This is a genomic window from Micromonospora globbae, assembly GCF_036184225.1.
GTDB lineage: Bacteria > Actinomycetota > Actinomycetes > Mycobacteriales > Micromonosporaceae > Micromonospora > Micromonospora globbae.
The window spans coordinates 62,718-82,374 of the sequence record NZ_CP108084.1 but is presented as its reverse complement, the minus strand read 5'-3'; the positions used below and the strand labels follow the sequence as shown (position 1 = coordinate 82,374).

20 protein-coding genes are annotated in these 19,657 nt (G+C 73.1%); 5 read left to right on the top strand and 15 right to left on the bottom strand.

Features of this window, described 5'->3' with window-relative positions; translation table 11 throughout:
• Positions 1-139: 139 nt before the first annotated feature.
• From era to OG994_RS00350, 7 genes are all read right to left on the bottom strand, one after another.
• Complete coding sequence (gene era / locus OG994_RS00380) at positions 140-1,039, bottom strand: GTPase Era (protein WP_328851852.1); 900 nt, start codon at positions 1,037-1,039, stop codon at positions 140-142.
• On the bottom strand, positions 1,036-1,422 hold the full coding sequence (locus tag OG994_RS00375) for a cytidine deaminase (RefSeq protein ID WP_120331107.1): 387 nt from the start codon (positions 1,420-1,422) through the stop codon (positions 1,036-1,038). The genes era and OG994_RS00375 overlap by 4 nt, the downstream gene beginning before the upstream one ends.
• Positions 1,415-2,821, bottom strand: coding sequence for a hemolysin family protein (locus OG994_RS00370; RefSeq protein ID WP_192902273.1), 1,407 nt, complete (start codon positions 2,819-2,821; stop codon positions 1,415-1,417). Before OG994_RS00370 ends, OG994_RS00375 begins: the two co-directional genes overlap by 8 nt.
• A complete protein-coding gene (gene ybeY, locus OG994_RS00365; RefSeq protein WP_120331109.1) occupies positions 2,797-3,270 on the bottom strand; it encodes an rRNA maturation RNase YbeY in 474 nt (157 codons plus the stop codon). The genes OG994_RS00370 and ybeY overlap by 25 nt, the downstream gene beginning before the upstream one ends.
• A gap of 15 nt (positions 3,271-3,285) precedes the next feature.
• The gene (locus OG994_RS00360; RefSeq protein WP_120331110.1) at positions 3,286-4,344 is read right to left on the bottom strand and encodes a PhoH family protein; all 1,059 of its coding nucleotides are present in this window, start codon (positions 4,342-4,344) and stop codon (positions 3,286-3,288) included.
• 211 nt (positions 4,345-4,555) lie between these two features.
• Positions 4,556-5,902: a serine hydrolase domain-containing protein gene (locus OG994_RS00355; RefSeq protein ID WP_407942588.1), complete on the bottom strand. Its 1,347-nt coding sequence runs from the start codon at positions 5,900-5,902 to the stop codon at positions 4,556-4,558.
• Between the two features lie 26 nt (positions 5,903-5,928).
• Positions 5,929-6,288, bottom strand: coding sequence for a histidine triad nucleotide-binding protein (locus OG994_RS00350; RefSeq protein WP_120331112.1), 360 nt, complete (start codon positions 6,286-6,288; stop codon positions 5,929-5,931).
• Positions 6,289-6,379: 91 nt separating this feature from the next.
• Here OG994_RS00350 and OG994_RS00345 point away from each other — a divergent pair, with 91 nt between their 5' ends.
• Positions 6,380-7,141, top strand: a complete 762-nt coding sequence (locus tag OG994_RS00345; protein ID WP_328851850.1) for an SDR family NAD(P)-dependent oxidoreductase — start codon at positions 6,380-6,382, stop codon at positions 7,139-7,141.
• A gap of 25 nt (positions 7,142-7,166) precedes the next feature.
• On the opposite strand, the gene OG994_RS00340 is transcribed toward OG994_RS00345, so the two are convergent.
• The 3 genes from OG994_RS00340 to hrcA form a co-directional block, all read right to left on the bottom strand.
• Entirely contained in the window at positions 7,167-7,901 is a 735-nt protein-coding gene (locus OG994_RS00340) for a 16S rRNA (uracil(1498)-N(3))-methyltransferase (protein ID WP_328851849.1), read from the bottom strand.
• Positions 7,902-7,951: 50 nt separating this feature from the next.
• Positions 7,952-9,097: a molecular chaperone DnaJ gene (dnaJ, locus tag OG994_RS00335; protein WP_192902275.1), complete on the bottom strand. Its 1,146-nt coding sequence runs from the start codon at positions 9,095-9,097 to the stop codon at positions 7,952-7,954.
• A gap of 71 nt (positions 9,098-9,168) precedes the next feature.
• Positions 9,169-10,191 (bottom strand): heat-inducible transcriptional repressor HrcA, encoded by a 1,023-nt coding sequence (gene hrcA / locus OG994_RS00330; protein WP_120331116.1) that lies wholly within the window; start codon positions 10,189-10,191, stop codon positions 9,169-9,171.
• A gap of 249 nt (positions 10,192-10,440) precedes the next feature.
• Here hrcA and OG994_RS00325 point away from each other — a divergent pair, with 249 nt between their 5' ends.
• Positions 10,441-11,115, top strand: coding sequence for a DUF4870 domain-containing protein (locus tag OG994_RS00325; RefSeq protein WP_328851848.1), 675 nt, complete (start codon positions 10,441-10,443; stop codon positions 11,113-11,115).
• A gap of 40 nt (positions 11,116-11,155) precedes the next feature.
• Here the strand turns inward: OG994_RS00325 and hemW are convergent, their stop codons facing one another.
• Complete coding sequence (hemW, locus tag OG994_RS00320) at positions 11,156-12,379, bottom strand: radical SAM family heme chaperone HemW (protein ID WP_328853632.1); 1,224 nt, start codon at positions 12,377-12,379, stop codon at positions 11,156-11,158.
• Between the two features lie 19 nt (positions 12,380-12,398).
• Here hemW and OG994_RS00315 point away from each other — a divergent pair, with 19 nt between their 5' ends.
• From OG994_RS00315 to OG994_RS00305, 3 genes are all read left to right on the top strand, one after another.
• Positions 12,399-13,184, top strand: coding sequence for an enoyl-CoA hydratase family protein (locus tag OG994_RS00315; protein WP_120331118.1), 786 nt, complete (start codon positions 12,399-12,401; stop codon positions 13,182-13,184).
• 414 nt (positions 13,185-13,598) lie between these two features.
• Entirely contained in the window at positions 13,599-14,456 is an 858-nt protein-coding gene (locus tag OG994_RS00310; RefSeq protein ID WP_120331119.1) for a hypothetical protein, read from the top strand.
• A gap of 219 nt (positions 14,457-14,675) precedes the next feature.
• Positions 14,676-15,581, top strand: coding sequence for a phytanoyl-CoA dioxygenase family protein (locus tag OG994_RS00305; protein ID WP_120331120.1), 906 nt, complete (start codon positions 14,676-14,678; stop codon positions 15,579-15,581).
• 130 nt (positions 15,582-15,711) lie between these two features.
• Here the strand turns inward: OG994_RS00305 and OG994_RS00300 are convergent, their stop codons facing one another.
• The 4 genes from OG994_RS00300 to OG994_RS00285 all read right to left on the bottom strand — a co-directional run bounded on the left by OG994_RS00300 (position 15,712) and on the right by OG994_RS00285 (position 19,619).
• Entirely contained in the window at positions 15,712-16,353 is a 642-nt protein-coding gene (locus OG994_RS00300; protein ID WP_328851847.1) for an MOSC domain-containing protein, read from the bottom strand.
• A 166-nt stretch (positions 16,354-16,519) separates the two neighbouring features.
• Complete coding sequence (locus OG994_RS00295; RefSeq protein WP_120331122.1) at positions 16,520-17,350, bottom strand: carbohydrate ABC transporter permease; 831 nt, start codon at positions 17,348-17,350, stop codon at positions 16,520-16,522.
• Positions 17,347-18,333, bottom strand: a complete 987-nt coding sequence (locus tag OG994_RS00290) for a carbohydrate ABC transporter permease (RefSeq protein ID WP_120331123.1) — start codon at positions 18,331-18,333, stop codon at positions 17,347-17,349. Before OG994_RS00290 ends, OG994_RS00295 begins: the two co-directional genes overlap by 4 nt.
• Positions 18,330-19,619: a sugar ABC transporter substrate-binding protein gene (locus OG994_RS00285; protein WP_120331124.1), complete on the bottom strand. Its 1,290-nt coding sequence runs from the start codon at positions 19,617-19,619 to the stop codon at positions 18,330-18,332. Before OG994_RS00285 ends, OG994_RS00290 begins: the two co-directional genes overlap by 4 nt.
• Positions 19,620-19,657 lie beyond the last annotated feature (38 nt).

Here is a 19,657-nt window from a genome sequence, read left to right as displayed (position 1 = left end):
TGAAAAGGCCCATAGCAGGGACCGATCCGGATCACCGTGGCCGCCGTCCGGGTCGCGTCCGCCGACCCGATGACCGATGCCGATCAGCTGTTCGGACGGGCCGCCCGGCCGATCGTCGAGCGAACCTGTCGCGCCGGCGTCAGAAGCCGAGCTTGCGCAGCTGCTTCGGGTCGCGCTGCCAGTCCTTGGCCACACGGACGTGCAGGTCGAGGTAGACCCGCGTGCCGAGCAGCTCCTCGATCTGGCGGCGGGCCGTGGTGCCCACCTCCTTGAGCCTGCTGCCCCGGTGGCCGATCACGATCGCCTTCTGGCTGGGCCGCTCGACGTAGACGTCGGCGTAGATCCGCATGAGCTGGCCCTCGGGGATCATCTCCTCCACCACCACGGCGATGGAGTGCGGCAGCTCGTCGCGGACCCCCTCCAGCGCCGCCTCCCGGATCAGCTCGGCGACCAGCACCTGCTCGGGGTCGTCGGTGAGCATGTCGTCCGGGTAGAGCTGCGGGGAGGCCGGCAGGTAGCCGGTCATCACGTCCACCAGGGTGTCGATCTGGTGCCCGGAGACGGCGCTCACCGGCACCACGTCGGCGAACTCGCCCAGCTGGCTCACCGCGAGCAGTTGCTCGGCGAGCCGCTGCCGGTCCACGAGGTCGGTCTTCGTGACGACGGCCAGCACGGTGGCCTTCAGCTCGGCCAGCTCGCCGCTGATGAACCGGTCACCCCGCCCGACCGGCTCGTCGGCGGGGATGCACAGCCCGATGACGTCGACCTCGCTCCAGGTCTGCCGGACGAGGTCGTTGAGACGCTCGCCGAGCAGCGTCCGGGGGCGGTGCAGGCCGGGGGTGTCGACGAGGACGAGCTGCGAGTCCGGCCGGTGCAGGACGGCCCGGATGACGTGGCGGGTCGTCTGCGGCTTGTTCGAGGTGATCGCGATCTTCTGGCCGACGATGGCGTTCGTCAGCGTGGACTTGCCGGCGTTGGGCCGGCCCACGAAGCAGGCGAAACCGGCCCGGTAGGGGCGCTCCTGCGGGCTGCCGGTCACTCGACCACCGTGCCGAGGACGGCCCCGTCGGGCGCGGCCACGTGGATCGGCGCGTCGGTGGCGAGGTCACGGACGGCGGCGTGGCCGGCGCCGTCGAGCGTCGACGCCTCGGTGACGACCGCGGCGGCCTCCAGCCGGGTCGCGCCGGCGGCGACCGCCGAGGCCACCGCCAACTGGAGCGCGGTGAGGGTCAGCGAGGGCAGCGCCACGCTGGCCGCCGCGTACGTCCGGCCGTCCTGGTCGCGGACCGCCGCGCCCTCCACGGCTCCCACCCGGCCCCGGGCGCCGCGGGCCAGGACGACCAGCTTGGCGTCCTCGGCGCTCAGCTCGACCGGTGCGGCCGGGGTGGGCCGGGCGGCGGGTGCGGCGGGCGACTCAGGCATCGGCGGGTTGCCTCTCCTCGATCTGGTTCTCGGTGCCCCGGGACTCGGTGCGCCCCGGGCTCTGCTGCTCGTCGGCCGGCTCGACGCGGCTCACGAGCACGGTGTCGATGCGGTTGCGCCGGCCCGTGGTGCCCTCGGCGAGCAGCCGCAGACCGGCCACCTCGACCCGGGCCCCGGGAATCGGCACCCGACCCAGGGACTGGGCCAGCAGGCCGCCGACCGTCTCCACCTCGTCGGTGGGCAGCTCGGTGTCGAACAGCTCGCCCAGGTCCTCCACGGGAAGCCGGGCGGTGACCCGCACCGACCCGTCCTCCAGCCGCTCGACCGGCGGGCGCTCGACATCGTACTCGTCGGTGATCTCGCCGACGATCTCCTCGAGGATGTCCTCGATGGTGACGAGGCCGCCGGTGCCGCCGTACTCGTCGACGACAATGACCAGGTGGTTGCGGGCGGCCTGCATCTCCGAGAGGAGGTCGTCGACGGGCTTGGACTCCGGCACGAAGGTGGCCGGGCGCATCAGCTCGGAGACCGGCAGCTGCTCGGCGGCCGGGTCGCCGCCGCGCACCCGCCGGATCAGGTCCTTGAGGTAGAGCACGCCCAGCACGTCGTCCACGCTCTCGCCGATCACCGGGATGCGGGAGAACCCGGAGCGCAGGAACAGCGCCAGGGCCTGGGAGAGCGTCTTGCCCTCCTCGATCCACACCATCTCGGTACGCGGCACCATCACCTCCCGGGCGATGGTGTCGCCAAGGGCGAAGACGGAGTGGATCATCTGCCGCTCGCCGTGCTCCACCACGCCGCGCTGCTCGGCGAGGTCGACCAGCTCGCGCAGCTCGACCTGGGTGCCGAACGGGCCCTCGGGGAAACCACGCCCCGGCGTCACCGCGTTGCCGATGAGGATCAGCAGCGAGGCGAGCGGGTTCAGGGCGCGCCCGAGCCAGCGGACCAGCGGCGCCACGGCCCGGCCCACGGGATAGGCGTGCTGCCGGCCGAGGGTACGCGGGGCGACCCCGACGACCACGAAACTGACCACGGTCATCGCGCCCGCGGTGACGAGCGCCGCCCGCCACCCCGCGCCGAACGTGTCGACGGCGACCAGCGCCACGAGGGTGGTGGCCGTCAGCTCGGCGAGCAGCCGCAGCAGCAGGAGCAGGTTGAGGTGCCGGACCACGTCGCCCGCGACGACCTGCAACGCCCGGGCGCCGCGCGCGCCGTCGCGGGCCAGTTCGGCGGCCCGGGCCGGCGAGACCGTGGCGAGCGCCGCCTCGGTCATCGCGATCAGCCCGGCGAGCACCACCAGACCGGCGGCGAAGACGATGAGTTGCAGGTCCGGGAGGCCGGCGGTGGCGCCGGCTGCGGACGCCTGGACGGACATCACTGTGACCGGCTCGACCGCCAGCTGGACAGCAGTCGGGCCTGGAGCGCGAACATCTCCCGCTCCTCCTCAGGCTCGGCGTGGTCGTACCCGAGCAGGTGCAGCACCCCGTGCACGGTCAGCAGGTGCAGCTCGTCCGCGGCCGAGTGGCCCGCGGTCGCCGCCTGCTTGGCCGCCACCTCGGGGCAGAGCACGATGTCACCGAGGAGGGCCGGCTCGCCGGAGGCCGGGGCGCTCTCCCCGGGCCCGTGGTCGACGCTGCCCTCGTCCATGGGGAACGCGAGCACGTCGGTCGGCCCGTCGCCCCCCATCCAGCGGTGGTTCAGCTCGGTCATGTAGTCGACGTCGACCAGCAGCACGGAGAGCTCGGCGAGGGGGTTGACCCCCATCTCGTCGAGGGCGTGGCGGGCGACGGCGAGCACGGCGTCGGTGTCGACCTCGACACCGGACTCGTTGGCGATCTCGATGGACAACTGGATTCCCCTGATCTAGCGGCGCCGGCCGGACCGGCCGCCCTCGGCGGCGCGCCCCGGCACGGCGTGCACGCTCTTCGCCTGCTGGTTCTCCCGCTCGGCGTCCCAGCGGGCGTACGCGTCGACGATCTCGCCGACGAGCCGGTGCCGTACGACGTCGGAGCTGGACATCTGGGCGAAGTGGACGTCGTCCACGTTCGCCAGGATGTCCCGGACCACGCGCAGGCCACTGGTCGTGCCGCCGGGCAGGTCGACCTGGGTCACGTCACCGGTCACGACGATCTTGGAACCGAAGCCGAGCCGGGTGAGGAACATCTTCATCTGCTCGGGCGTCGTGTTCTGCGCCTCGTCGAGGATGATGAACGCGTCGTTCAGCGTCCGACCCCGCATGTACGCCAGCGGCGCGACCTCGATCGTGCCGGCCGCCATGAGCTTCGGGATCGAGTCGGGGTCGAGCATGTCGTGCAGCGCGTCGTAGAGCGGCCGCAGGTACGGGTCGATCTTCTCGTTGAGCGTGCCGGGCAGGAACCCGAGCCGCTCCCCCGCCTCGACGGCCGGGCGCGTGAGGATGATCCGGTTGACCTGCTTGGCCTGGAGCGCCTGCACGGCCTTCGCCATGGCGAGGTAGGTCTTGCCGGTACCGGCCGGGCCGATGCCGAAGACGATGGTGTGCGAGTCGATGGCGTCGACGTAGCGCTTCTGCCCGAGGGTCTTGGGACGGATGGTGCGTCCGCGCCGGGAGAGGATGTTGAGCGTCAGGACGTCGGCGGGCCGCTCGGTGCTGCCCTGCTCGAGCATGCCGACGGTACGCCGGACGGCGTCAGTGGTCAGCGTTTCGCCTTTCTCGATGAGTTCGAGCAGCTCGGTGAAGAGGCGCTCGGCGAGGGCGTTGTCCGCGGGCGCACCGGAGATGGTGATCTCGTTACCCCGGACGTGCACGTCACTGTTGACCGAGCGTTCGACGAGTCGCAGGATCTCGTCACCCGCACCGAGCAGATTGACCATGATCTTCGGATCGGGGACCGTGATCCTGGTCTGCACCTGGGGCGGGCCGGGAGGTGGGGTGCCGGTCATAGATCGGGCCGAGAGGCCCTGTGCCACCTGCTCTCGATCTCGGCGCCGGCCCTGCTGGCGCGGCGTACGGACGTTCCATCCATCGTATCGGTTCAACAGCCGCGGCACCGTGCGCATTTCGCCCCCGTCGACCCGCCCGCAGCTCCGGGGCGAAATGCGACAAAGACGACGTCCGGCGGGCCGGATCACGGGCCGGCCCGCCGGGCTGGCGTCACTCTCCGGCGCGGAAGTCGTACCGCTCGAAGGTCTCCTGGTTGCGGGTGAACCGGTACGTCGCCCAGTGCATCCGCACCACCGCGCCGTGCTCGTCGCGGGTCAGCCGCAGCAGCTCGCCGACCTCCCGGCCGGAGACCGTGCGGAACACGTCCGGCTGGTCGGGCACCGGCGCGAAGACCGCCGGCGGCCGGCCCGGCGGGTCGCCGGCACCGCGTGCCCGCAACGACCCGTCGTGCCAGGTGAAGACGTACTCGTACCCCTCGCCCCACCAGCGGCCCAGGACGCCCCGCAGTCCGGCGGGCGCCGGCGGGCCCGGCCGCCACGGCTCGATGTCGGCCGGGTCGTGCTCCACGGCCGCGGCGAGCAGCCGGTGGGGCAGGTCCAGCGCCTCCGCGGCGGTGCCGGAGGAGACGAGCACGGCGGCGCCCATCGCCCCGGGCGTGCCCTCCCCGCCGCGCCGGCCGTAGACGCCGGCCAGGAAGCCCGGCATCGCGCCGTCGTGCCCCACGTGCACCACGCGCTCGCCCTGCGGCACGAGGATCAGCCCGAGCCCGAAGCCGCCGGTCCAGAGGGTCTCGTCGGTCACCGTGACCGGCCAGCGCATCTCGTCGAGGGTCGCGGCGGCGAGCACCGCGCCGGCCGGGTCCACGGCCGCCGGGTCGGCCAGGAACGCGGCCCAGCGGGCCATGTCCCCGGCCGTGCTCCAGAGCTGGGCGGCGGGCCCCACGGCGGCGAAGTCGGTGGGCGGCTCCGGGTGCGCCTCGTCGGAGTACGCGTCCACGAGGAACCCGGTGGCGGCGGTCGGCCCGGGGGTGACCGTCGTGGCGGTCAGCCCCAGCGGTGCCAGCACCCGGTCGTCGAGCACCTCGGCCCAGGTGCCGCCACGCAGCCGCCCGACCAGTTGCCCGAGCAGCGCCATGCCGAGGTTCGAGTAGTGGAAGCGGCGGGCCGGTGGCAGCACCCGCTCGGCCCGGGCCAGGTCGGCCAGGAGCTGGTCGGCGTCCGGGGGGCTCAGCGTGTCCCACACGTCGCCGTACGGCTCCCGTTGCAGACCAGCCGTGTGCGACAGCAGCCGCCGCACGGTCAGCTCGCCGTGCGCCGGCAGCTCCAGGTGCCGGCCCACCGGGTCGTCCAGGTCGAGCAGACCGTCGTCGCGGCACTGCATCGTGAGCACGGCCGTGAAGGTCTTGGTGACCGAGCCGATCCGGAACTGGGTTCCGGGATCGAGCGGCCGGTCGGTGCCGGTGTCGCCGACCGTGCAGGTCCACAGCGGGCGGTCGGCCCGGTGCAGCGCCGCCGACACCGCGGGGATCCGGGCGTCCGCCTGGACCCGGCGCACCATCCGGTCCAGCCGGTCCGTCGGGACGCTCACGCGAGGTTCCGGGCCAGCATCGGGCCCAACGGCGCGCCGCCGAGCAGGTGCGCGTGCACGTGGAACACCTCCTGGCCGGCGTACGCCCCGGTGTTGAACATCAGCCGGAAGCCGTCGCCGAGCAGACCCTCGTCCTCGGCCACGGCGGTGGCCGTGGCGAGCACCTCGCCGGCCAGCGCCGGGTCGCCCTGCGCGAGCGTGGCGACGTCGGCGTAGTGCTCCTTCGGGATCACCAGCACGTGCACGGGCGCCTGCGGGCTGATGTCGCGGAAGGCGAGGGTGGTGGGCGTTTCCCGGACGACGGTCGCGGGGATCTCCCCGGCGACGATGCGGCAGAACAGGCAGTCGGATCCCATCCGCGCAGTGTAAGGGCCTCCCCGCCGGCGCTCCCGGGACGGGAAGGGCCCCTCGTCGACGGCGCCGACCCCGTCCGGCAGGATGGCGCGCGTGACTTCACGGGCGGTACTGGTGACGGGAGGCTCGCGCGGCATCGGGCGGGCCGTGGTGAGGGCGTTCGCCGCCGGCGGCGACCGGGTGGCGATCCACCACCGGGACTCGGCGAAGCTCGCCGAGGAGCTGCGGGCGGAGCTGCCCGGCGAGGGCCACGTGGTGGTCCGCGCCGACCTCGCCGACCCGGACGCCGTCAAGGCGATGGTCGACGAGGCCGCCGGGCTGCTCGGCGGGCTGGACGTGCTCGTGAACAACGCGGGCGTGTTCGGGCCCGCCGACCCGCCGCACCCGGTCTTCGGCAGCAGCTACGAGCAGTGGCGGCAGCGCTGGCGCGAGGTGCTCGACACGAACCTGCTCGGCGCGGCCAACGCCGCCTGGTGCGCCGCGCAGCACATGCGCGACCGGGGTGGCCGGATCGTCAACGTCTCGTCCCGGGGCGCGTTCCGCGGTGAGCCGGCCAACCCCGCGTACGGGGCGAGCAAGGCGGGGATGAACGCCATGGCCCAGTCGTTGGCGGTGGCGCTGGCCCCGTACGGCATCGCGGTGGCCACCGTCGCGCCCGGCTTCGTCGAGACCGACATGACCAACGAGCACCTGAAGGCCGAGCGGGGCGCGGCCGTCCGGGCGCAGAGCCCGTTCAACCGGGTGGCCCGCCCGGAGGAGATCGCCGCGGCGGTCCACTGGCTCGCCTCCCCCGAGGCGGAGTGGGCCTCCGGCACCATCGTCGACCTCAACGGCGCGTCCTACCTGCGCACCTGACCCGCACCCGGCCCGGGCGGACGGGTCACCAGCGGGAGAGGCGGGTGGCCAGCACGCTCAGGGCGGCGACGCCGGCCGTCGAGGTGCGCAGGACCGACGGGCCGAGGCGTACGGGGCGGGCGCCGGCCGCCGCGAACGCCTCCAGCTCGGCCGGGGCGATGCCGCCCTCCGGGCCGACCACCAGCACGATCTCGCCGGTGTCGGGCAGCGGCGCGGTGGTCAGCCGGTCGTCGGCCTCCTCGTGCAGCACGAACGCGCCCGCGGCCCCGCCGATGCGCCGGGCCACCCGGTCGGTCGACTCGTCGGGCGACCCGGCCACCACGGGCAGCCACGGCCGCCGGGCCTGCTTGGCCGCCTCCCGGGCGGTCGCCACCCACTTCTCCCGGGCGCGTACGCCCCGGTCGCCGCGCCACTGCGCGACCGAGCGGGACGCCGCCCACGGCACGACCTCGTCGACCCCGACCTCGGTCATCGCCTGCACGGCCAGCTCGCCCCGGTCACCCTTGGCGATGCCCTGCACCACGACGAGCCGCGGGACGGGCGCGTCCACGTACCCCCGGGAGGTCAGCTCCAGTTCCAGGCTGCCCCGGCCGACGGCGGTGACCACGGCGGTGGCCGTGCCGCCCCGGCCGTCGGCGAGCAGCAGTTCCTCGCCCACCCGCAGCCGTTGCACGGTGGCCGCGTGGTGCCCCTCGGGACCGCCGAGGGTCAGCGAGTCGGCGGTGGGCAGCGAGTCGACCAGGAAGAGCGGCGCGGACACGGTCAACAGGCTAGCCGCCGCGGCACGGGCCGGGACGGCGAGCCGGCCGCTCAGGCGTGGCCGTTGAAGGCGTCCCGCATCCGCGAGAAGAAGCCGCCCTGCTTGGTCAGCTCGGCGACCTCCTCGCCCCGGGTCTTGGCGAACTCGCGCAGCATGCGCTCCTGATCGGCGTCGAGCTTGGTGGGCGTCCGCACGTCGAGGTGGACGTAGAGGTCGCCCCGGCCGGTGCCGCGCAGGTGCGGCACGCCCCGCGCGCGCAGCCGCAGCGTGCTGCCCGGCTGGGTGCCGGGCTTGACGTCGACGGTCTCCTCGCTGTCCAGCGTCTTGATGGTCAGCCGGGTGCCCAGCGCGGCCGCCGTCATCGGCACCGTGACGCGGCAGTGCAGGTCGTCGCCCTTGCGGGAGTACACGTCGTGCGGGCGCTCGTGGATCTCCACGTAGAGGTCGCCGGCGGTGCCACCGCCCGGACCCACCTCGCCCTGCTGGGCCAGGCGGATCCGCATCCCGTCCTCGACGCCGGCCGGGATCTTCACGGTCAGCGAACGCCGGGTGCGTACCCGGCCGTCGCCCGCGCAGGTCGGGCAGGGGTGCGGGATGGTGGTGCCGTACCCCTGGCAGACGGTGCAGGGCCGGGCGGAGACGACCTGGCCGAGGAAGGTGCGCTGGACCGACTGCACCTCGCCGCGGCCCCCGCACGCCTCGCAGGTGGCCAGGTGGGTGCCCGCGGCGGTTCCCGCGCCGGAGCAGGTGGTGCACAGGACGGCGGTGTCGACGGTGATGGGCGCCTCGACGCCGAACGCGGTCTCGTGCAGGTCCAGTTCCAGGCGCAGGATGGCGTCGGCGCCGGGCCGGGTACGCGGCCGGGGACCGCGCGAGCCGCCGGCGGCGCCGCCGAAGAACGCGTCCATGATGTCCTGGAACCCGACGAACGGACCGGCGCCGCCGGGGCCGCCCGCGCCACCGGGACCGCCGCCGCCCGGAGCGAGCGGGTCGCCGCCGAGGTCGACGATCTGCCGCTTCCGGTCGTCCGAGAGGACCTCGTACGCGGCGTTGATGTCCTTGAACTTCTCCTGGGCCTCCGGGTCCGGATTGACGTCCGGGTGGTACTTGCGCGCCAGCTTGCGGTAGGCGCGCTTGATCTCGTCGTCGGAGGCGTCCCGGCTCACGCCGAGAATGCCGTAGTAGTCCCTGGCCACTGCGTTCCGTGTCCTCATGTTCGTCTCGCGTTGCGCCGGCCGCCGGCGGCAAGCCCGCCGGACGGTACTGCCTAGTTCTGGGCCAGCAGGTCGCCCACGTAGCGTGCCACGGCCCTCACCGTGGCGATGGTGCCGGGGTAGTCCATCCGGGTCGGCCCCAGCACACCGAGACCACCGACGATCGTCGAGCCCGGCCCGTAGCCGGTGCTCACCACGGAGGCGGCGCGCAGGTTGTCGATCTCGTTCTCGTCGCCGATACGGACGCGCATCGTGCTCGGCTCGACCTCGCCGATCAGCTTGAGCAGCACGACCTCCTCCTCGAGGGCCTCGAGGATCGGTCGCAGCGAGCCCTGGAAGTCGAGCAGCCCGCTGCGGGCCAGGTTGGCCGTGCCGGCCAGCGCGATCCGCTCCTCGTGCCGCTCGACCAGCGTCTCCAGCAGCACGCTGGAGAGCGCGGCCATGGCCGGCCGCCGGTCGGGGCTGGCCTCGTCGACCAGCGCCTGCACCAGCGGCGGCGTCTCGGACAGGCGGGTGCCGACCAGCTTCTCGTTGACCAGCCGGCGCATGTCGGTGACGTCGTCGGCGAGGATCGGCGCCGGCATCTCCACGAGCCGCTGCTCGACCCGGCCGGTGTCGGCGATCATGACGAGCATCAGCCGCGTGGTGGAGATCGGCACCAGCTCCAGGTGCCGGACCGACGAGCGGGCGAGGCTCGGGTACTGCACGACGGCCACCTGCCGGGTCAGCTGGGCCAGCAGGCGCACCGTGCGGTGCACCACGTCGTCGAGGTCGACCGCGCCGACCAGGAAGCGCTCGATGGCCCGGCGCTCGGCCGGGCTGAGCGGCTTGACCTTCGACAGGCGGTCGACGAAGAGCCGGTAGCCGCGGTCGGTGGGCACCCGTCCGGCGCTGGTGTGCGGCTGCCGGATGTAACCCTCCTCCTCGAGCACCGCCATGTCGTTGCGGACCGTCGCCGGGGAGACCCCGAGTTGGTGCCGCTCGACCAGCGCTCGGCTGCCGACCGGCTCCTGGGTCGCGACGTAGTCCTCGACGATCGCGCGGAGCACGGCGAGCTTGCGGTCGTCGAGACCCATCCTCCCCACCTCCTACGCGCATCGGCCCCCGGCGCTCGGCACCGCGGGCGGCGTTCCTGGCACTCGACTGTAGCGAGTGCCAGTCTACGTCGGCGGGGCCGCCGACGCGATGATCAACGACGCACCGTCGGTGCGCCCCCGGCCACGTCACGGCGCCCGGCGCCTCCGGTCGCACTCGGCCGAACGGCCGGTCCGACCCGGCGGTGTCGCCCTGGCGTGCCGTTGCGGACGGCCCCTACCGTGACGTCCATGACTGAACCACCTCGCCCTCCCGGCGGTGGTCACCCCGACGATCACCCGTCGGACCCGACCCAGCCGCCGGCAGCACCCGGCCCGTCCGCCGCGGACGAGCCGCCCACCGCACCACTGTCCGGCGCGCCGGGACCGGCTGGCTATCCCCCGCCCGGTGGCTATCCGCCGCCCGCCGGGGACCAGCCGCCGTCCGGCGGCTACCCGCCCCCGGGCGGCAATCCACCCCCGGGCGGCTATCCCCCACCGGGCGGGTACCCGCCGCCGGGCCCCGGCTACCCGCCGCCGGGAGCGGGCTACCCGGCCGGCGGCTACGGCCCGCCCGCCGGTTACGCCAACAACGAGGACAAGACGTGGGCCCTGGTCGCCCACTTCGGCGGTGCCGTCGGCGCCCTGATCAGCTTCGGCCCGCTCGGCTTCGTCGGCCCGCTGATCGCCTACCTGGCCCGCGGGCAGCAGTCCCCGACCGTACGGGCGCACGCGGTGGCCGCGCTGAACTTCCAGATCCTGTGGTCGGCCATCGCCTTCGTCCTGCTCTTCGTGAGCTGGTGCCTGCTGTTCCTGCCGAGCATCGCCGTCGTGGTGATCCAGATCGTGTTCGGCATCGTCGCCGGCATGCGGGCCAACGAGGGCACGACCTACCGCTACCCGATGTCGGCGAGCTTCATCAAGTGACCCCGGTCGGCCGCTCCCCCGGCCGGCCGGAGCCCGGCCGTTAGGGAAGCAGGTCCCGGACGACGGCGTCGGCCAGGAGCCGGCCGCGCAGGGTGAGCACGGCGCGGCCGGCCGCGTACTCGGCCGGGGCCAGCAGACCGTCGGCGAGCGCCCGCTCCGCGCCGGCCCGCCCGGCGGGATCCAGCGCGTCCAGCGGCAGCCCCGACACGAGACGCAGGCGCAGCATCACGTCCTCCATGTGGGCCTCGTCCGGGGTGAGCACCTCCCGGGCGAGGCCGGGCGAGCGCCCCTCCGCGAGCCGCTGGGCGTACGCCGCCGGGTGCTTGACGTTCCACCAGCGCACCCCGCCGACGTGGCTGTGCGCCCCCGGCCCGAGCCCCCACCAGTCGCCGCCGGTCCAGTAGAGCAGGTTGTGCCGGCAGCGGGCGGCCGGCGTGCGCGCCCAGTTGGAGACCTCGTACCAGGAGAAGCCGGCCCCGCCGAGCGCGGCCTCCGCGGCCAGGTAGCGGTCCGCGGCCACGTCGTCGTCGGGGTACGGCAGCTCGCCGCGGCGCATCCGGGCGGCGAGCCGCGTGCCGTCCTCGACGATCAGGGCGTACGCGCTGACGTGGTCGACCCCGGCCGCGACCACCTCGTCCAGCGAGCGGGCGAAGTCCTCGGGGCGCTCGCCGGGCGTGCCGTAGATGAGGTCGAGGTTGACGTGGTCGAAGCCGGCGTCGCGCGCCTCCCGCGCGGCGGCGGTGGCCCGCCCGGCGCTGTGCCGGCGGTCGAGGACCGCCAGTACCCCGGGCGCGGCGGACTGCATGCCCAGCGAGATCCGGGTGTAGCCGGCCGCCCGCAGCGCCTTGAGGGAGTCGGGGGTGACCGACTCCGGATTGGCCTCGGTGGTCACCTCGGCGTCGGCGGCGAGCCCCCAGGTGCGGTCGATGCCGTCGAGGATGCGGGCCAGGTCGTCGGCGGGGAGCAGCGTCGGGGTGCCCCCGCCCACGAAGACGGTCTCCACCCGCCCGGGCGGGGCGTCGCCGAGCACGCGGGCGGCGAGGCGCAGCTCGGCCAGGACGGTCTCGGCGTACTCCTCACGGGTGGCACCCCCGCCCAGCTCGGAGGCCGTGTAGGTGTTGAAGTCGCAGTAGCCGCAGCGGCTGGCGCAGAAGGGCACGTGGACGTACACGCCGAAGCCCCGCGCGCCGACCTCGCGGAGCGCCGTGGCGGGCAGCGAGCCGTCGACGGGGACGGGCTCGCCTTCTGGAAGGACGCCGGGCATGGCCACTAGTGTGCCCGGCATGACCTCTCCCGACGCGCTCGTGCGGGTCGCGACGGCCCGTGGGGTGACCACCCTCACCCTCGACAGCCCGCACAACCGCAACGCGCTCTCCACGCCGCTGATGACGCAGCTGCTCGCCGGCCTGGCCGACGCGGTCGCCGACGAGTCCGTCCGGGTCGTCGTGCTCGACCACACCGGTCCGGTCTTCTGCTCCGGCGCGGATCTCAAGGAGACGGCCGCCGCGTACGCCAGCGGGACGGTGCCGGCCGGCATGCTCGGCGACGTGCTGGCCGCCGTCTGGGAGTGCCCGAAGCCGGTGGTGGCCCGGGTGGCCGGCCCGGCACGCGCCGGCGGCCTGGGGCTGATCGCCGCGGCCGACGTGGCGGTCTGCGCCGAGGAGGCGACGTTCGCGTTCACCGAGGTCCGGATCGGCGTGGTGCCGGCGGTGATCTCGGCGACCGTGCTGCCCCGGCTGGCGCCACGCGCGGCGGCCGAGCTGTACCTGACCGGAGACACGTTCGACGGCCGCCGGGCCGCCGAGATCGGCCTCGTCACCGCGGCGGTGCCCGCCGACGGGCTGGACGCGGCGGTGCGGCGGTACTGCGATTCGCTGGTCCGGGGCGCGCCGGGGGCGCTCGCCGGCGCCAAGGAGCTGCTGCGCCGGCCCGCCCCCGGCGACCTGCGCACCGAGATCGCCGAGCTGGGCGCCCTGTCGACCCGCTACTTCCTCTCCGACGAGGGGCGCGAGGGCGTGCTGGCGTTCCGGGAGAAGCGGCCGGCCCGGTGGGTGCCCGCGGACGACTGACACGCGGGTGGTCCGGCGGGGCCGGATCACCCGTCCGGGACGTGCGGCGGCGGGTCGGGAACCCCGGGGTCGCGGCCCGGGTCACGGTCGCGCCGCCGCCGACCGCGCCGGTGATGTACGAAGCCCGGTCGGAGGCAACCCGGTCGACGGCCTCCTGGCGATCACCCTCGGTGACGCTCGTGACAGGGCCGGCCACCGGCACGTACGGTGCTCTCGCCGGGGACGGTGATCTCCTGGCCGGGCCACGAGGAGGGGCCCCGCCGTCACCGGACGCACCGGACGCCGGTGCGATCCGTGCGGGTGAGACCGCAGCCGGGGCGGGAATGCGGTACCCGGCCCGGCCGGCCCGAACCGGCCGGACGGCCCCGGGAGGGCCGACGAGGGACGTACGCTTGGCAAACTGTCGAACAGGGGGTGTGGGTGCGAACTCGGGCGGTGGTGGCCGGCGGCGTGGCTCTCGTCCTGCTCGCCGTGGTCGGCGCCCTTGTCCTCGTCCGGCGCATCGGCGGTGAGCTGCGCCTGCCGCTGACCAGCCGGACCTGCACGGTGCAGGCCGACGGCCGCGTGGTGCTCGACGCCGACCAGATGGCCAACGCGGCGACGATCGCGGCCATCGGGGCGCAGCTCGGCATGCCGGAGCGGGCCGTGGTGGTCGCGCTGGCGACCGCCTACCAGGAGTCGGGCCTGCGCAACCTCCCGGACGGTGACCGCGACTCGATCGGCCTGTTCCAGCAGCGTCCCAGCCAGGGCTGGGGCAGCCCGCAGGAGATCCGCGACCCGCGGTACGCGGCCAGGCGGTTCTACACGGCGCTCAAGAAGGTCCGGGGCTGGGAGCGGATGCGGATCACCGACGCGGCCCAGCGCGTGCAGCGCTCCGCCTTCCCCGAGGCGTACCAGAAGTGGGCCGACGAGTCGGCCGTGCTCGCGCGGGCGCTGCTGGGCGACGCGACCGGCGCCGTGGCGTGCACGCTCATGGGCACGCCGGTGATGCGGGGCGCCACGGCCGTGGCCGCCCTGACCCGGAACCTCGCCCTCGACTGGGGGTTGCCGGGCGACGACGTACCGACGGATCTGACCGGGCTCACGCTCGCGGCCGCCGACCAGCGGGACGGCTGGCGGTACGCCCACTGGCTCGTCTCGCACGCCAGGGACCACGGGGTGAAGCGGGTGCGCTTCGGCGACCTCGAGTGGACCGCACGCAAGGGCTCCTGGACCGCGGTGGGCGGGGAGTCGGAGGCGCGCGTGGTCGCCGAGGTCTACGCCGACAGTTGATCGGCCCGGATTTCCCTACCCTCAGTCATCGCACAATCCGTCAATTCGGGCGTGCTGGCCTATAACGCGCCTTGCCCATGACGATGCGTGTCCGTACGGTTTCCGAAGGTCCCGAACCGGCGGAAGGCCGCCTCCTCGCCCTCCCGGGCCCACGGCTGGGCGCGTTACGATCGGCGGCCTGTGCCAGAAGTGGGTTCACCTCATGGGGAGGGGTACGACGTGGCGTTCGACTACGGCGGCCGGACCGGTTACGAACCGATCAGCGACACTGACCGCAAGGAGTTCCACGAGCAGGGCTTTCTCCTGCTGCGCAATGTCCTGACGGAGGACCACCGGGCGGCGCTGGAGGCGGCGGTCGACCGCGTCTACGCCGAGGAGAAGGCCAAGGGCAACACGACGAAGGACGGCACCCTGCACCTGCTGGGCTTCGTCGAGCGGGACGAGCTCTTCGGCGAGCTGCTCACCCACCCGATCACCTTCCCGTACATGTGGGGCCTGGCCGGGTGGAACATCTACACCCACCACAACCACCTCGACGTGACGCCGCCGGCGCTGGAGCCGGAGAAGCCGTACTGGGGTTGGCACCAGGACGGGTACCGGCAGAACTCCGACCCGGAGACCATGGACCCGAGCGTCCCGCGGCCGATGTTCTCGCTGAAGGTCGCCTACGTGCTCTCCGACCTGTCGGAGACCGGGCGCGGCGCCACCAAGGTCATCCCGGGCAGCCACCTGTGGAACTCGCTGCCCCGCCCGGACGACCTGACCGTGCACAACCCGGACCCGGAGGGCACGGTGGAGATCACCGCGAACCCGGGTGACGCGTTCATCTTCGACCGTCGCCAGTGGCACTCCCGGTCGACGAACCTGTCGAACATCACCCGCAAGATGCTCTTCATCGGCTACACCTACCGGTGGATCCGGCCGCTGGACGAGCTGCACATCGACAAGGACGGCGAGTGGTGGGCCAACCGCACGCCGGTGCAGCGCCAGCTCTGCGGTGAGGGCACGCACACCGCGAACTACTGGGGCATCAACTGGGACGGCTACATCGACGACGAGATCCCGCTGCGCAAGGAGCTCAAGGAGCGCGGCCTTCTCGACCGCAACATCCCCTGGCTCCGCTGATCGCGTAGCTTGAGGGCCCCCTGTCGACGCCCACGGCGCGACAGGGGGCCCTTCGCGTGCGCCGGTCCCAGATCCGGCGCTCGGCACCGGAACCGGCGCTGGGCGTCAGACCGGGCTCACGAGGCGGCCGTCAGACCCGGCTCCCGAGGCGGCGGCGCGCCTTCTCCCGTAGCGACTCCGGCAGGTCGGCGGCGTCCAGCAACCGGGGCAGCAGCTCCGGTTCCAGGTTCAGCGCCCGGAACACCTCGCCGATCGTCACCCCGTGCGCGGGCCGCTCGACCACCCGCACCGGATCGCCGGCGGCCGCCTCCCCCTCCCGCAGCACCCGCAGGTACGCCCCGGGCATCGCCCGCGCCGTGAACCGCTTGATCAGGTCGGGCACGCCCCAGAAGCCGGCGAACGTGGTGCACGGCGTACGGGGCTTGGTCACCTGGAGCAGGGCGGACCCGACCAGCCACTGCTCGCCGATCACCGCACCGGTCACGTCCACCGCGTACGTCGTGAGGTTCTCGCCGAGGTTGCCGGGCCGCACGGGCCGGCCCAGCTCGGCCGCCCACCAGCCGGCGTCCTCCTCGGCGTACGCGTAGACCGCCTGGTCGGGGCCGCCGTGGTGGGCGCGCTCGCCGATGAAGTCGCCGGTCACGCCGTCGGCGCGGAAGAGCACCGGGCCCTCGGCGGGCCGCTTGTCGATGCCGCTGCGACCGCTCGCGTCGCCGGCCCAGTCCGCCTCGGTGACCACACCGAGGTTCACCGCCACCACCCTGCCCGTCATGGCGGCCAGCCTAGCCCTCGGCGCGGGTCGGTGCGGCGGCGAGCGGGGCGATCTCGACGGCGGGGTCCGCCGCCGTCGACCTTGACGACCCCCGCCGTCGGCCCTTGACGGCCCCCGCCGTCAGCCCTTGACGACCCGCGGTGTCGGCCCTTGACGACCCCCGCTGTCAGCCCTTGACGGCCCCCGCCACCAGCCCGGAGACCATCCGCCGCTGCACGAGCAGGAAGAAGACGATCACCGGGAGGGTGAACAGGGTGGACGCCGCCATCACCGGGCCCCAGGCCGTGTCGTCGCGCCCGAAGAAGAACGTCATGGCGACGGGCAGGGTGTAGCGGTCCTGGTCGTTGATGAACGTGAGCGCGAAGATCAGCTCGTTCCAGGCGGTGATGAAGGAGAAGATGCTGGTCGCCACGAGCCCGGGGGCGACCAGCGGGAAGAGGACCCGCCGGAAGATCTGCGCCCGGCTCGCGCCGTCGATGGCCGCCGCCTCCTCCAGTTCCTTGGGCACCGCCGCGACGAAGCCGCGCAGCATCCACACCGCGAACGGCAGCGAGAAACCGAGGTACGTGAGGATCAGGCTGGGCAGGGTGTTGTAGAGCCCGAGCCGCTGGATCATCAGGAAGAGCGGGATGACGAGCGCCTCCAGCGGGATCATCTGCACGACGAGCAGCATGATCAGGAAGCTGGTGCGCAGCCGGAACCGGAACCGGGCCACGGCGGTGGCCGCCAGCAGCGCGACCAGCCCGCTGAGGACCACGGTCGTGACGGCGACGAGCGCGCTGTTGAGGAAGAAGTCGGCGAAGGTCACCCCGGGGATCAGGTTCCCGGTGAGGATCTCCCGGTAGTGGTCGAGCGTGGGGTGGGCCGGCACCGGCTGGGGCGTGCTGGCGAAGATGTCCCGGCTGGGCTTCAGGGATGTGGCGATCATCCAGTAGACGGGGAAGGCCGCGAAGAGCGCCACGAGCAGCCCGGCGCCGTTGAGGGCTACCTTCTTCACGACTCGTCCTCCTGCTTGAGCACCATCCGCACGTAGACGCCGGTCACCACGAGCAGGATCAGCGTGAGGATCACCGCGATGGCCGCGCCGAGGCCGTACTTCGGCGGGGGCGAGAAGGCCTCCGCGTACGAGTAGATCGAGAGCATGAACGTCGGCCGGTCCTGGGTGCCGCCGGCCAGGACGAACTGCTGCGTGAACACCTTGAAGTCCCAGATCGTGGAGAGGACGATCAGGATCCCGAAGACGGGGCGCAGCAGGGGGAAGGTGATCCGCCAGAAGACCCGCCACGGGCCCGCGCCGTCGACCCGGGCGGCCTCGTGCAGTTCACTCGGGACGCTCTTCAACCCGGCGAGCACGCTGACCGCGATGAACGGGAACGAGTGCCAGACCACCACCAGCGTCAGGATCGAGAAGAACAGCAGCGGGGAGTTGAACCAGCCGTACCCGGTCCAGTCGCTGCGCCCGAAGAGCGTCTCGGACACGCCGTCGGGCAGGGCGTTGAACAGCCAGGTGACCAGCCCGCTGGTGTCGTCGAAGATCCACTTCCAGACGATCGTGCCGGTCAGCGCCGGGGTGGCCCAGGCGAGCATGACGCAACTGGCCACGAACGTGGCCATCTTGCGGCCGAGGCGGTTGAGCAGCAGGCCGACGAGGGTGCCGAGGATCATGGTGAGCACCACGTTGGCGACCGCGAAGAGCACGGTGTTGCGCAGCACCGTGAGGAAGAACGGGTCACCCAGGATCTGGGTGTAGTTCCCGAGCCCGACCCACGGCCACTCCCGGTCGCCGCGCAGCTGCCGGACGTTGTTGAGCTGGTGGAACGACATGACCACCACCTGGCCGAGCGGCCAGAGCAGCAGGACGCCGATGACGACCAGGCACGGCAGGAGCAGCAGGTAGGGCAGGCGGTCGACCGGGCGACGCCGCCGCACGGGGATCTCCCGCGCGGCGGGCGTCTCCGGCGCCTCGGTCAGCGTGGTCACTTGGCGTTGAGGATGCTTTCCATCTCGGCGGCCGCGTCGGCGGTAGCCTTCTCGACCGTCTTCTGACCCTTCATGACCGAGCTGTTCATCGCCTGCGTCACCGTCTTGGTACGGCTGACCTCCACCCACTTCGGGGTGAGCGGCGTGACCTTCGTGTTTTGCATCGCGGTCGCGAACGCCGACATGATCTTGTCATCGGTGTACTTGGAGCCGCCAACCAGGTCCCGGTAGACGGGAAAGAAGCCGAGGCTGTCGGCGAACGTCTGGGCGTTCTTCTTGTTCAGCAGGACGGTCACGTAGTCCCAGGCCAGGTCCTGCCGCTCGCTGTCCTGCCAGATCGCGATGTCCGAGCCACCGGCGAACGCGGGCGCCGGCTTGCCGTCCGGGCCGGGGATCGGGAAAGTGCCCCAGACCTTCTCGATCTCCGGGTTGTCCTTCTTGATGGCGCCCTGTTGCCAGCTGCCGGCGAAGGCCATGGCCGCCTTGCCCGTGGCGAACTGGGTCCGGGCGTCGATCTCGTTCCACCCGGCCGCCGCCGGCGGGGCCACCTTGTGCACGGTCACCAGGTCGGTCCAGAACTTGACCGCCCGCTGCGCCTCGGGCGTGGTGTAGCCCGACTTCCAGGTGCCGTTCTGCTCGGTGGCGATCTCCGCGCCCGCCGCCCAGAGGAAGGAGTAGAAGGGCAGCTCGGAGTTCCCGGGCACGGCGATGCCGTACGTGTTGGGCTTCTTGGCCTGCACGGCCTTGGCCGCGCTCACGAGTTCGTCCCACGTGGTCGGCGGCTTCACACCGGCCTCGGCGAACCAGTCGGTGCGGTAGTAGATCCCCCGGACGCCGGCGTACCACGGCACGCCGTACTGCTTGCCGTCGAGCTGGGCGTTGCGCACCAGGTCCGGCAGGAGGTCCTTGCCGTCGGCCCAGCCGTTCATCCGGTCGCTGATGTCGGCCAGCGCCTCCTGCGCCGCCCAGCCCTGCGTCTCGGTGTTGCCCAGCTCCGTGACGTCCGGCCCCTCACCGCCGGCGAGGGCGGCCTGGAACTTCTTCGGCGCCTCCAGCCACGGGATGTACTGCACCACCACGTCGGTGTCCGGGTGCTTCTGCCGGAACTCGGCCTCGACGCCGTCGAGGAACTTCGTCTGCTCCTCGCTGCCCTCGCCCATCATCCAGACCGTCAGCTTGCTGGTGTCGCCCGCGTTCTCGTCACCGCCGCCGCCGCAACCGGCCAGCACCATCGCGGCCGAAGCCACCACGGCGGTGACCGGGGCCAGCCGCTTCCACCTGTTCACGCCACATCTCCCCTCGGGCCGCCTGGCACTAACCTTCT